The 13,950-nt window shown below is 54.9% G+C and carries 11 protein-coding genes; all 11 read left to right on the top strand.

Annotated features, from left to right (window positions below):
• Window positions 1-192 precede the first annotated feature (192 nt).
• Entirely contained in the window at window positions 193-1,329 is a 1,137-nt protein-coding gene (locus DXXMK7_RS06410) for a polysaccharide export protein (protein ID WP_038660683.1), read from the top strand.
• 19 nt (window positions 1,330-1,348) lie between these two features.
• Window positions 1,349-1,783, top strand: coding sequence for a protein-tyrosine-phosphatase (locus DXXMK7_RS06415; protein WP_038918355.1), 435 nt, complete (start codon window positions 1,349-1,351; stop codon window positions 1,781-1,783).
• A 16-nt stretch (window positions 1,784-1,799) separates the two neighbouring features.
• Window positions 1,800-3,971, top strand: a complete 2,172-nt coding sequence (wzc, locus tag DXXMK7_RS06420; protein ID WP_038918356.1) for a tyrosine-protein kinase Wzc — start codon at window positions 1,800-1,802, stop codon at window positions 3,969-3,971.
• Between the two features lie 321 nt (window positions 3,972-4,292).
• Window positions 4,293-5,444 (top strand): glycosyltransferase family 4 protein, encoded by a 1,152-nt coding sequence (locus DXXMK7_RS06425; protein ID WP_038918357.1) that lies wholly within the window; start codon window positions 4,293-4,295, stop codon window positions 5,442-5,444.
• A gap of 297 nt (window positions 5,445-5,741) precedes the next feature.
• Entirely contained in the window at window positions 5,742-6,905 is a 1,164-nt protein-coding gene (locus tag DXXMK7_RS06430) for a glycosyltransferase (RefSeq protein ID WP_038918358.1), read from the top strand.
• 272 nt (window positions 6,906-7,177) lie between these two features.
• Window positions 7,178-8,389, top strand: a complete 1,212-nt coding sequence (locus DXXMK7_RS06435) for a glycosyltransferase family 4 protein (protein ID WP_038918359.1) — start codon at window positions 7,178-7,180, stop codon at window positions 8,387-8,389.
• Between the two features lie 112 nt (window positions 8,390-8,501).
• On the top strand, window positions 8,502-9,527 hold the full coding sequence (locus DXXMK7_RS06440) for a glycosyltransferase family 1 protein (RefSeq protein ID WP_038920851.1): 1,026 nt from the start codon (window positions 8,502-8,504) through the stop codon (window positions 9,525-9,527).
• Between the two features lie 88 nt (window positions 9,528-9,615).
• Window positions 9,616-10,533: a glycosyltransferase family 2 protein gene (locus tag DXXMK7_RS06445; RefSeq protein WP_038918360.1), complete on the top strand. Its 918-nt coding sequence runs from the start codon at window positions 9,616-9,618 to the stop codon at window positions 10,531-10,533.
• A gap of 25 nt (window positions 10,534-10,558) precedes the next feature.
• Window positions 10,559-11,965, top strand: a complete 1,407-nt coding sequence (gene wcaJ, locus DXXMK7_RS06450) for an undecaprenyl-phosphate glucose phosphotransferase (RefSeq protein WP_038660661.1) — start codon at window positions 10,559-10,561, stop codon at window positions 11,963-11,965.
• A 24-nt stretch (window positions 11,966-11,989) separates the two neighbouring features.
• Window positions 11,990-13,054, top strand: a complete 1,065-nt coding sequence (gene rffG / locus DXXMK7_RS06455) for a dTDP-glucose 4,6-dehydratase (RefSeq protein ID WP_038660659.1) — start codon at window positions 11,990-11,992, stop codon at window positions 13,052-13,054.
• Window positions 13,055-13,079: 25 nt separating this feature from the next.
• A complete protein-coding gene (gene rfbA, locus DXXMK7_RS06460; RefSeq protein ID WP_038918361.1) occupies window positions 13,080-13,949 on the top strand; it encodes a glucose-1-phosphate thymidylyltransferase RfbA in 870 nt (289 codons plus the stop codon).
• Window position 13,950 lies beyond the last annotated feature (1 nt).

Consider the following 13,950-nt stretch of genomic DNA (forward strand, 5'->3'; position numbering starts at 1 on the left):
TTTGAATATTTTAACGATGGTGAAGGTGATTTTGGTTATAAATCTTTGGATTTTTGGGCGGGGTGAAAACATTTTCAAGCAAATCATTAGGGATCAACGCATTGCGGAGCGAAATCGGATCGTCCAATGCGCTATCGATCGGGCAGTACCGCTCTTTGTTTCTCACTTTACTGAAAAGCGATGGCATAAAGGATGTTAAAACCAACACTGAAAGTTATACCGCTGATGTTGTCGGCGACATTCCTGGCTGGCTGTACGCTGGTACCAGGTACGCACCTTTCTACCAGTGGAAAAGAGGTCGTAGAACAACCGGATGATGATTTCAACATCAATAAGCTGGTCAATATTTATCCTGTCACCCCGTTGCTGATAGAGAAAATGCGCCTGCGACCGGCGATTGCTCAGAACAACCCGTCGCTGGATGCGGAGCTGAAACGCTACGAATACCGTATTGGCATCGGCGACGTTTTGATGGTTACCGTCTGGGATCACCCGGAACTGACCACGCCGGCGGGGACCTACCGCACCGCCGCCGACACCGGTAACTGGGTTCACTCGGACGGCACCATTTTTTACCCCTACATCGGCAAGTTGCGCGTTGTGGACAAAACCTTGACCGAGGTGCGCGAGGAAATCATGCGCCGTCTGGCGCAGTACATCGAATCGCCGCAGGTGGAAGTGAGCATTGCCGCGTTCCGATCGCAAAAAGCCTATGTGACCGGGGAAGTGGTGCGTTCGGGTCAGCAACCGATCTCCAACGTGCCGTTGACCATTCTGGACGCGATCAACAACGCGGGCGGGCTAAGCGAGTTTGCCGACTGGCGCAATCTGGTGCTGACGCATAACGGTAAAGACGAGCGCATTTCCCTGCAGGCGCTGATGCAGAACGGCGATTTGTCCCAGAACCGCCTGCTGTATCCCGGCGACATCCTGTTCGTGCCGCGCAACGATGACCTGAAAGTGTTCGTGATGGGGGAGGTGAACAAGCAGTCCACCCTCAAGATGGACCGCAGCGGCATGACGCTGACCGAAGCGTTGGGCAGCGCCGAAGGGATGAACCAGATGGTGGCCGACGCCACCGGCGTGTTTGTTATCCGACCGCTGCGAGGTACGCAAGGGCCGAAGCTGGCCAACATTTATCAGCTCAATACCAAAGACGCGACCGCGTTGGTGATGGGCTCCGAATTTCCGCTGCAACCGTATGACGTGGTGTATGTCACCTCGGCGCCGGTCGCGCGCTGGAACCGCCTGATTTCGCAACTGGTGCCGACCATCAGCGGGTTTAATGACTTGAGCGAAGGCAGTCTGCGCGTTCGTACCTGGCCGTAGCCGTAGGGGGGACGTGTCGATGTTCAACAGTATTCTTGTGATTTGCGAGGGCAATATCTGTCGCTCACCGACCGGCGAGCGCCTGTTACAGCAGGCATTGCCGGGGAAAACGGTGACATCCGCCGGCTGGCGGGCGATGGACGGAAAACCTGCCGATGAAACGGCCAGCCTGGTGGCCGCCGAACACGGTCTGTCGCTGGATGGGCATGTCGCGCGCCAGTTGACCGGATCGCTGTGCCGGCATTACGACCTGATTCTGGTGATGGAAAAGGCGCACATTGATGCCGTGTGCCGTTTCTCACCGGAAGTACGCGGGAAAACGCTGCTGTTCGGGCACTGGCTTAACCAGCAGGAGATTACCGACCCGTACCGCAAAAGCCGGGAAGCCTTTGAGTTTGTGTATACCCAACTTGAACAATCTGCTCGCAAGTGGGCGCAGGCGCTGAGCCGTTAACCAGTCAGGGATTACGATGTCAGAGAGAATTGCCGTGAAAACATCTGAAGCGGACAAGGCGGATGAAATTGACCTGGGGCGTTTACTGGGAACCGTGCTGGATCACCGCTGGCTGATTATCAGCATCACCACCATCTTTACCATGCTGGGCATCCTGTATGCGCTGCTGGCGACGCCGGTGTATCAGGCGGATGCGATGGTGCAGGTGGAACAGAACGTCAGCGATTCGCTAATGAACGATATTTCCAAGGTCTTGCCGGATACCAAGCCGCAGTCCGCGCCTGAAGTCGAACTGCTCCGCTCCCGCATGGTGGTAGGAAAGACCGTACAGGATCTGGAACTGGATACCGAGGTGGAGCAGAAGTATTTCCCGCTGGTGGGCAAAGGTATCGCCCGGCTGAAGGATGAAGAGCCCGCCCGGATCGCCGTCTCACGCCTGTCGGTGCCGGACATCTGGCTGGATGAAAAAATGACCGTGACCATCCAGGACGGAGGGAAATATCGTTTTACCGCCGGTAAGGACGCCGAGTTTATCGGTCACATCGGGCAACTGGAGTCTCACGGCGGTTTCAATCTGCTGATCAGCGACACCAACGCCGCGCCGGGAACGGTGTTTTCGGTCAGGAAAAAGAACATGCTGACCGCGATCAACGACATTCTGAGCGAACTGGCGGTGGCGGATAAAGGCAAGGATACCGGCGTACTGCAACTGACGCTGGAAGGCAGCGATCCGACGCTGGTAAGAAAAACGCTGGCCAGCATCAGCGACAACTACCTGCAACAGAATGTGGACCGTAAGTCGGAAGAGGCGGCCAGAAGCCTGGTGTTCCTGAAAGAGCAGTTGCCGCTGGTACGCGCGTCGCTGGAGACGGCGGAAGACAAACTGAATAAGTACCGTCAGCAAAAAGATTCGGTGGATCTGTCGCTGGAAGCCAAATCGGTGCTGGACACGATAGTGGATGTCGAATCTCAGCTTAACCAACTGACCTTTCGTGAGGCGGAAATCTCCAAGCTGTATACCCGCGAGCATCCCGCCTACCGGGCGTTGATGGAAAAGCGCGTCACGCTGGAAAAGGAGCGCGACAACCTGAATCGGCGCGTCAGCAGCATGCCGAAAACCCAGCAGGAGATTGTACGGCTGACGCGGGATGTGAATGTCGGGCAGGAAGTGTATGTCCAGTTGATGAATAAGCAGCAGGAACTGAGCATCAACAAGGCCAGTACCGTCGGCAATGTGCGCATCATCGACCCGGCGGTGGTCCAGCTGAAACCGGTGAAACCGAAAAAGACGTTGGTGATTCTGCTGGCTGCGATGTTGGGTGGGGTGGCCTCCGTCGGGTTCGTGTTGCTGAAAACCCTGTTGCACCGCGGTATCGAAAGCCCGGAACAGCTGGAAGAACTGGGTATTAATGTGTACGCCAGCGTGCCCTTGTCGGAATGGCAACAGAAGAAAGACAGGGAGTTCGCCAGCAAGAACCGCAAGCGCAATACCCGCTCCGACTCCCTGCTGGCGGTGGGCAACCCGGCCGACCTGGCGATCGAAGCTATCCGCAGCCTGCGCACCAGCCTGCATTTCGCGATGATGGAAGCGAAAAACAATGTCCTGATGATCTCCGGCGCCAGTCCGGGGATCGGCAAGTCCTTCGTCAGCGCCAACCTGGGCGCGGTGATCGCCCAGGCCGGGCAGCGGGTGCTGATCGTCGACTGCGATATGCGTAAAGGTTACGCCCACCACCTGATGGGGGCGACGCCTGAGAAAGGGCTGTCGGACATCCTGTCCGGGCAGGTCGATGCGCAGCAGGCGCTGCGACCGACCGCGGTGGACAACCTGTTTTTTATCCCGCGCGGCCAGATCCCGCCCAATCCGTCGGAGCTGCTGATGCACAGCAACTTTACCGCGTTTGTCGACTGGGCCGTCCGTCAGTTCGATATCGTGCTGCTGGATACGCCGCCGATTCTGGCGGTGACCGACGCGGCGATTATCAGCCGACAGGCTGGGACATCGCTGCTGGTGGCGCGGTTTGAGATGAACACGCCGAAAGAAGTGGAGATCAGTATCCGACGCTTCGAGCAGAACGGCGCGTCGATCAAAGGGGTGATCCTGAATGCGGTGATCCGCCGGGCGCTGAGTTACTACAGCTATGGATATGACTCATATCAGTACTCTTACGGAGCGGATAAAAACTAGCTCCGCTGATGAATAGAAGCTGATGAGTAGAAGAAGCAGGATGAATAGAAGAAACAGGATGAATAGAAGAAACAGGATGTTTGCAAGGCCGGATTGACAAGGATGGATGTGAAAAACAGCGGGTCAATGATGGTGACTGACACGCGATAACGGGTAAGGGAAGTCGCGGTAAAGGCAGTGGAAATAGCTGTAGAGATAGCTGGTGTTATGCCGGAGTGCACGCCAGCCGCATCTCTGCCCTCGGGGAGGGCGTGCCGGTCCATTTCGCAGAAGCGGAAATGGGTCCCTGAACATAAAGAATTAAAAACAAGGATAGATAATATGAAGATCATGATTATCAATACCTTATATCACCCTTATAAAGTGGGTGGGGCTGAAGTCTCGGTCCAGCTTCTGGCCGAAACGCTGGTGCAACGCGGACACCAGGTACAGGTGCTGTGCCTGACGCCTGATCCGCATCGCAGCGAGCAGGTAATTAACGGCGTGTCGGTGTGTTATCTGCCGCTGGCGAACAGCTACTGGCCGTTTGATGGTCAGAAGCACTCTTCCGGTCAGAAAATACGCTGGCACCTGAAGGACTACTACAACCGTGACATGCGCGTGGCGGTGATGCAGGAAATTCAGGCGTTTTCGCCCGATATCGTTCACACCAATAACATTGCCGGGTTCTCCGTGTCGGTCTGGTCGGCGGCGAAAGCCTGCGGGGTGAAAATTCTGCATACCAGCCGGGATTACTACCTGTTTCACCACAACGCGACCCTGTTTTCCGCTGGTCAGAATCAGGATCCCGATGCGGCGGGCATTCGCCTGATGTCGGCGGTAAAAAAACGGTTCAGTCGTCTGGTGGACGGTTATGTCGGCATCAGCCAGTTTATCTGCGAGATGCACCGGGAGGCCGGGTTTTTCCCCAACGCGCACCATGCGTTTATTTACAACACGGTGCCGGCGGTGGACGACGCCGGAGAGAACGAACCGAGCGAAGACGATGTCAGGCGGATCGGTTTTATCGGCAAGTTTTCGCCAGAGAAGGGGTTCGATGACTTCTGCGCGCTGGCCCGACACTACCGCAACCGCTCCGGCTATGTCTTTTATGCCGCGGGGCGCATCACGCAGGATAACCCGCTGGTAGAAGAAGCGCGCCAGAGCGGGGTGATTCTGCTGGGGTTTGTCAGTCTGGAGGACTTCATGCGGCGGGTGGATGTGGTGGTGCTGCCGGTGAAATGGCATGAGCCGTTCGGCCGGGTGGTGGTGGAAAGCATCTTCCATGGAAAAGTGGTGCTGACCAACCGGATGGGAGGCGTCGGCGAGCTGGCCTCTTTATTACCGAACATCTATTTCATGGAAGAGACCTCGGTGGATGAGGAAGTGGAAAGGCACGCCGAGCCGCTTTGCCCCGAGATGCTGGCGCATTTTACCCCTGACCGGGTCGCGCAGGAGTACGAGCAGGCCTACAACAATGTGCTCGGCGCCTGATACGAAACGTGTTGATTGATGAAGTGAGGAAGAACCGGTGGACAAGACGCCATCTTGTCCCTGCCGACGGAGGAGGAAAGAGGAATACGCATAACGTGGCGCAGGACGCGACAGGGTTGCCATCAGGGACGTTGTCCTTAACGCATTGCTTATACGCTCTGGGTTAATACGGCTATAACACGATTTTGGGTGCGGAGACGGGCAGCCATGCCATCTGTGCCTGGCTGATGCATCCCGTATCTACCGGGGAGGCAACCCTCTCTGCCTGGGACAACAATCTGCCGGGGACAACAATGTATGCGAATTCTGATTATCAACACGTTGTACCACCCGTACAAAGTGGGTGGAGCTGAAGTGTCCGTGCAGTTGATGGCGGAAGCGCTGGCGCGGCGACAGCATCAGGTGCTGGTACTGTGCCTGACGCCGGAAAAACAGTGCAGTAACGAGGTTATTAACGGCGTTGCCGTGTGTTATGTGCCGCTGGCCAACTGCTACTGGCCGTTTGATGGCGAAAAAAAATCTTTCTTCCAGAAAGTACGCTGGCACCTGAAAGATTACTACAACGTTGATATGCGCCGCGCCGCGATGGAGGTTATCCGGACCTTCGCGCCGGATCTGGTGCATACCAACAATATCGCCGGATTTTCCGTGTCGGTCTGGTCGGCGGCGAAAGCCTGCGGGGTGAAAATTTTGCATACCAGCCGGGATTACTACCTGTTTCACCATAATGCGGCCCTGTTTCATCGAGGCCAGAATCAGGACCCGGAATCCATCCGCATTCGTCTGCTGTGCTGGCTGAAAAAGCGGTGCAGTCGTCTGGTGGACGGTTATGTCGGCATCAGCCGGTTTATTTTCGAACTGCATCGCAAAGCGGGTTTTTTTCCTAATGCGCGCCATTCATTTATTTACAACACGGTGCCGGCGGTGGAGTGCGTCGGGGATAGCTGCCTGGTTAAAGAGGATGTCAGGCGGATCGGTTTTATCGGCAAGTTTTCGGCGGAGAAGGGATTCGATGATTTTTGCACGCTGGCCCGGCACTACCGTAATCGATCCGACTATGCCTTTTATGCTGCGGGGCGCATCACGCAGGATAACCCGCTGATCCAGGAAGCCAGAGACAGCGGCGTGACGCTGCTGGGGTTTATCAGCCTGGAAGATTTTATGCGGCAGGTGGATGTGGTGGTGCTGCCGGTGAAATGGCATGAACCGTTCGGGCGGGTGGTGGTGGAAAGCATCTTCCATGGAAAAGTGGTGCTGACCAACCGAATGGGAGGCGTCGCCGAACTGGCCGCGTTGTTGCCGAACATCTATTTCATGGAAGAGATCTCGGTGGATGAGGTGGTGAAGCGGCTCGCCGAACCGCTTTGCCCTGAAATACTGGCGCATTTTACTCCCGACCGGATCGCGCAGGAGTACGAGCAGGCCTACCACAACGTACTCAACGATAGGTTCGGCGCGTGAGGCGAAGTGGGAGTGATTGACGCAGACCCGTCGATTAAGGCGCGATGTTGTCCTTGTCGACGGGTTACCGAAAAAAGGAAACGCATAAAGCCGCACTGGCAATAACGGTGTCGCCACATCAAGGATGTTGTCCTTAACACATTGCTTTAAATGCTCTGGGTTAGTACGGCTATGGTTATGACTTATAAGACTATTTTCTTGATACGGAATAGGACGGCCACGCCGTCTGGTGCCTGAATAAGGCACCCCGTATTTGCCGGGGACAACTCTATATGCGAATTCTGATTATCAACACCCTGTACCACCCGTACAAAGTGGGTGGGGCCGAGGTGTCCGTGCAGTTGATGGCGGAAGCGCTGGTGCGACGACAGCATCAGGTGCTGGTACTGTGCCTGACGCCGGAAAACCAGCGTCGTGAAACGGTTATTAACGGTGTTGCCGTGTGCTATGTGCCGCTGGCCAACTGTTACTGGCCGTTTGATGGCGAAAAAAAATCTTTCTTCCAGAAAGTACGCTGGCACCTGAAAGATTACTACAACGTTGATATGCGCCGCGCCGCGATGGAGGTGATCCAGGCCTTCTCGCCGGATCTGGTGCATACCAACAATATTGCCGGATTTTCGGTATCGGTTTGGTCGGCGGCGAAAGCCTGCGGGGTGAAAATCTTGCATACCAGCCGGGATTACTACCTGTTTCATCACAATGTGACCCTGTTTCGCGGAGGAAAGAATCAGGATCCGGCGTCTGTGGGCATTCGTCTGATGTCCTGGTTGAAACGGCGGTGCAGCCGTCTGGTGGACGGTTATGTCGGCATCAGCCGGTTTATTTTCGAGTTGCATCGCAATGCGGGGTTTTTCCCCCAGGTATACCACGCGTTTATTTATGACATCGTGCTGGAAGCCGGTCAGACGCCAGAGCCAGCGACGACGGGGGAGGCCGGTAAGACGTTCAGGCGCATCGGCTTTATCGGCAAGTTGGCGGTGGAAAAGGGATTTGATGATTTCTGCGTACTGGCCCGGCATTACCGCGATCGTCCGGAGTATGCCTTTTATGCCGCGGGGCGCATCACGCCGGATAACCCGCTGGTGCAGGAAGCCCGGGACAGCGGCGTAACGCTGCTGGGGTTTGTCAGCCTGGAAGACTTCATGCAGCAGGTGGATGTGGTGGTGCTGCCGGTGAAATGGCATGAGCCGTTCGGTCGGGTAGTGGTGGAAAGCATCTTTTATGGAAAAGTGGTGCTGACTAATCGAGTGGGAGCGGTGAGCGAATTATCGTCCCTGCTGCCGAATATCTATTTTATGGAAGAGTGCTCGCTTGAAGAGGTCATAAATAAACATATCAAACCACTTGGTCCCGAAACATTACATGCATTTACACCTGACGCCATCGCCGGGGAATTTGAAAAGGTCTATGTGAAAATGCTTATACCCGAAAGCCGACGGCGCGATTTATTGCCCGCGGAATCAAACGGAATAAAAAAATAAGGAATACGGCTTTATGATTGGCTTATTTTTGGAATAAAGGAATCCGGAAACAATCACTGTCTTTTATTTAAACGGTTACACCATTCGGTGTAACCGGAAGGGGATGTCATTCATGTATGTGAATACACGTAATCTGCTGGGACATACTACCGGCGTGCAACGCTATACCAAAAAGATTATTGATTATATTTCCACTGTCGGCGTCAGGGTGGCATCAATACAGCCTGATAATATCATTTATGGCATGAAGGGACATTTGTGGGAGCAATTTTCTCTGCCGCGAAAAATTGCTTCGCGGGAAATATTGTGGTCTCCCTGTAATACGGGGCCGCTGCTGATTAAAAAACAAATCGTCACTATTCACGACACCGTGCCTTTTGATCATCCGGAATGGCTGAATAAAAAATTTGTCGCCTGGTATCAATTCATGCAGCCACGGCTGGCGAAAAAGGTGGAACACATCATCACCATTTCCGAATTTTCCAAGGAACGCATCATGCACCATTTGCGCGTGCCGGAGAGCAAGGTCTCGGTGATTTACAACGGCGTGGACGTGCTGCAGCCGGATGCCGACGGGAGTGCGACGGAAAAAAGCGCGCCGGTGGTGGACGGGGACTACCTGCTGTCGGTGGGTTCGCTGGAGCCGCGGAAGAATATTCCCAGATTAATCAAGGCATTTCTGCGTTTCAGACAGGAAAGCGGTTCCGACATCCGGCTGGTGATTGTGGGTAAGAAAGGCGTATCGCGGGTGTTCGGGGATGACGGCGCCGAAGCGCTGGTTGATAGCGAAGCAGTCATTTTTACCGGCCATGTCAGCGATGACGCGTTGGTGAGCCTGTACCAGCATGCGCGCGGCTTCTGCTACCCCTCGATGTACGAAGGGTTTGGGCTGCCGCCGCTGGAAGCGATGTGCTACGGGCTGCCGGTGCTGACCAGCAACACCACGTCAATGAAGGAACTGTGCGAACAGCGGGCGATTCTGGTCGACCCGCTGTCGGTGGAGTCCATCGCCGAGGGAATTAACCAATTAGTGACCGGTCATGGCCCGGCTGGCATGCAGGAAAAGGGCGCGGCATTCGCCCGGTCGCTGACATGGAAGCAGTGCGCATCTGAAACGTTACGCGTATTGGGGCACTGAAGCCGACGCGCTGTGTAGCGAAATCGACGACCGTTTTTTCACTTTGACGACTGTTTTTTCACTTTTCAGGTGTGCAAGAGAATCGAATATGAAAGTCAATTTTGTGGTTCCGGTTTATAACGGCGGTGAAATCTGGGAGCAATGCGCGGCGTCGCTGCATGCCTGCCTGACCGCCGAACAACTGCCGCCGCAGCAGGTGCTGGTGATTGATTCGTCGTCACGCGACAACTCGCGCGACGTGGCCGCTCGCTACGGTTTTCGGTGTCACACCATTACGTCCGCCGAATTCAACCACGGCGGCACGCGCAATCTCGGTGTGGCAATGAGCGACGGCGACGTGGTGGTGTTCCTGACCCAGGACGCCATTCCCCAGCACCATTTTATTTGTGAACTGCTGGCGGCGTTTGAGGACGAGCAGGTGGCGGTGGCTTACGGCCGCCAGTTGCCGCACGACGACGCCAATCCGCTGGCCTGCCATGCGCGCCGTTTCAATTACAGCACCAGCAGTCATGTACTGGGGCTGATGGACAAGTCGCACTATGGCATCAAGACGGTGTTTACCTCCAACTCGTTTGCGGCTTATCGGGCGAAAACCTTTCATGAACTGGGCGGATTTCCGTCCAACACTATTCTCAGCGAGGATATGTATCTGGCGGCTCAGGCGGTACTGGCCGGATACCGGGTGGCGTATGTGGCGGATGCGGCGGTCAAACATTCGCACAACTATACGCCGGTGGAGGAGTTCAAGCGTTATTTTGATATCGGTGTATTTCACTGCGACGAAAAATGGATTAGGGAGGAATTTGGCGGCGCCGGCGGCGAAGGAAAGCGGTTTGTTTTTTCCGAGCTCCGTTATCTCATGAAAGAAAATAACTATCTGTGGATCCCTCGTGCATGCGTGCACAATGCCCTGAAAATCGCAGGATATAAATTAGGGCAACATTATCGGAAAATACCTCATGGCTTAATCAGGAAACTGAGTATGCATAAAAGATTCTGGCAATAACTTCTACTCGTACAGGTGAACGACTATGGTCAGGAAAAAAGAGAGTGTAATTTATGCTATTCCCTCGCTGGTTTCAGTATTACAGCGTTTTTCTGATATGACTGTAATCTTTATCAGCGTGCTGCTGGCATGCCTGGTGACAAAAAAAGAGATATCGACGGCGTCGTATTTGATCGCCTTAATCAGTTTCTCCGTCTTCCAGTTGCTGGCGGGTTTTACCAATTTTTATCGTTCGTGGCGTGGTGTCGGTATTTATACCGAAATCCGTACCCTGATTATTAATTGGGGTGTCAGCGTCACCTTCGGTGCCGGTATTTTATCTTTGGTGCCGAATCAATATATCGGTTATCATTTTCATGCGGTCTGGTTTTTATTTACCGTGGCGGGATTTGTGATATCACGCACCCTGATTCGGGTAGTGGTGCAATATCTGCGAAAAATGGGTTACAACAAGGTCAATGTGGCGTTTATCGGCGCGCAACCCTCCGGGCCTTATCTGGCGGAGAGCATCAAGCAGGCGCCCTGGATGGGGTTGAACATCATTGGCTATTTTTCCGAAAACAGCCAGTTCCAGTACAGCTATGAGCGCAATGGCGTGCGTTGTCTGGGGAATGTGGAGGAGCTGATTCGGCTGGCCCGCAAAGGGGATCTGGACAAGATTTACGTCTCGTTCTCGCTGCAGGAAGCGGAATTGATCAACCACCTGATGTCGGAACTGACGGATACCACCTGTACCGTGATGCTGGTGCCCGACATTCTGGCGTTCAACGTGCTGCAGTCGCGCAGCGACATCATCAACGGTATTCCGGTGGTGTCGCTGTATGATTCGCCGATGAGCGGCGTGAACCGTTTGCTCAAACGTCTGGAAGACATTGTGGCCGCGTCGATTATTACTGTGCTTATTTCCCCGCTGTTATTGGGTATTGCGTTGCTGGTCAAATTGACCTCCAAGGGGCCGGTGATTTTCCGGCAGAGACGTTACGGCATGGATGGCAAGGCGATAGAAGTGTGGAAATTCCGCAGTATGACGGTGATGGAGAACGGCGATACCGTGATCCAGGCCAGCAAAGGCGACAAGCGTGTGACGCCGGTGGGCGCTTTTCTGCGCCGCACGTCGCTGGACGAACTGCCGCAGTTCATCAATGTCATTCGCGGCGAAATGTCGATCGTCGGGCCGCGTCCGCACGCGGTGGCGCACAACGAACAGTATCGTAAGCTGATCAAGGGGTACATGCTGCGGCACAAAATGAAGCCAGGTATCACCGGCTGGGCGCAAATTAACGGTTGGCGCGGTGAAACCGATACTCTGGAGAAGATGGAAAAGCGGGTGGAATGCGATCTTTTCTATATCGAGAACTGGAGCGTCTGGCTGGATATCAAGATTATATTTTTGACAATCTTCAAAGGATTTGTGAGTAAATCCGCGTATTAACACATTTCTGAAAGGTCACTATTCATGAATATTCTTGTAACGGGTGGGGCTGGGTTCATTGGTTCAGCCGTGGTGCGTCATATCATTCAGCACACTCAGGACCGGGTAATGGTGGTGGATTGCCTGACTTATGCCGGTAATCTGGCGTCGTTGAAAGAAGTGGCATCCGATCCCCGTTTTTTGTTTGAAAAAGTCAACATCTGCGACCGGGCTGGGCTGGATCGGGTGTTTGCGACCTTTCAGCCGGATGCGGTCATGCATCTGGCGGCGGAAAGCCATGTCGATCGTTCCATCGACGGCCCCTCCGCTTTCATTGAAACCAATATCACCGGGACTTACACCCTGCTGGAGGCGACGCGGCATTACTGGTCGGCGCTGCCGGAGGCGAGCAGGGCGGCTTTCCGCTTCCATCACATCTCCACGGATGAAGTGTACGGCGACCTGCACGGCACCGATGATCTGTTTACGGAAACCACGCCTTACGCGCCGAGCAGCCCGTACTCCGCCTCCAAAGCCGCCAGCGATCATCTGGTGCGCGCCTGGCTGCGGACTTACGGTCTGCCGACGCTGGTGACCAACTGCTCCAACAACTACGGCCCGTATCATTTCCCGGAAAAACTGATTCCGCTGATGATTCTCAACGCGCTGGAAGGAAAACCGCTGCCGGTTTACGGCAAGGGCAACCAGATCCGTGACTGGCTATACGTCGAAGATCATGCCCGGGCGCTCTACACCGTCGTGACCACCGGCGAGGTTGGGGAGACCTACAACATTGGCGGTCATAACGAACGGAAAAACATTGAGGTGGTGAAAACCATCTGCGCCCTGCTGGATGAACTGCGGCCGGAGAAGCCGGCAGGCATCCGCCACTACGACGAGCTGATCACCCATGTGACCGATCGGCCGGGGCACGATCTGCGTTATGCGATCGACGCGTCGAAAATCTACCGTGAACTGGGCTGGAAACCGCAGGAAACCTTCGAGTCCGGCATCCGTAAAACGGTGGAATGGTATCTGGCGAACGAGGCCTGGTGGCGCAGCGTTAAGGATGGCTCCTATACCGGTGAACGCTTAGGTTTAACCCTTTAATCGTATTCTAGTTAAGGAAAGTTCAATGAAAGGCATTGTACTGGCAGGCGGTTCAGGAACGCGACTCTATCCGATTACCCGCGGGGTATCGAAGCAGCTGTTGCCCATTTACGACAAACCGATGATCTATTACCCGATTTCGGTACTGATGCTGGCCGGTATCCGGGACATTCTGATTATTTCGACCCCGGATGATCTGCCTGCCTATCGTCGGCTGCTGGGCAACGGCAGTCGGTTCGGCGTGAATCTCTGTTACGCCGAGCAACCTTCGCCGGACGGTCTGGCGCAGGCGTTTCTGATCGGCGAAACCTTTATCAGCGGCGATCAGTGCGCGCTGGTGCTGGGCGACAACATCTTCTTCGGTCAGAGCTTCGGCAAGAAGCTGGAAAACGTGGCCGCCCGCACCGAAGGCGCCACCGTCTTCGGTTATCAGGTGATGGACCCCGAGCGCTTTGGCGTGGTGGAATTTGACGACAACAATCAGGCGATTTCGCTGGAAGAAAAACCCAGCACACCGAAGTCCAACTGGGCGGTGACCGGGCTCTATTTCTATGACCGCCACGTGGTGGAAATGGCCAAGCAGGTTAAACCCTCGGCGCGCGGCGAACTGGAAATCACCACGCTCAATGAAATGTATCTGCAACAGGGCAACCTGAATGTGGAAGTCCTGGGGCGCGGCTTTGCCTGGCTGGACACCGGCACCCATGACAGCCTGCTGGAGGCTTCCCAGTTCATTAGCACCATTGAGAAGCGGCAGGGCTTCAAGGTCGCCTGTCTGGAGGAGATCGCGTTCCGCAAAGGCTGGCTGACCCGCGAACAGGTGGCGGATGAAGCCCGGTACCTTGGTAAAACCCACTACGGTCAGTATCTGGCCCAGTTACTTACAGGGATGTGAT

Origin of the sequence: Dickeya sp. MK7, from assembly GCF_000406305.1 — a bacterium.
Taxonomy (GTDB): Bacteria; Pseudomonadota; Gammaproteobacteria; order Enterobacterales; family Enterobacteriaceae; genus Dickeya; species Dickeya fangzhongdai.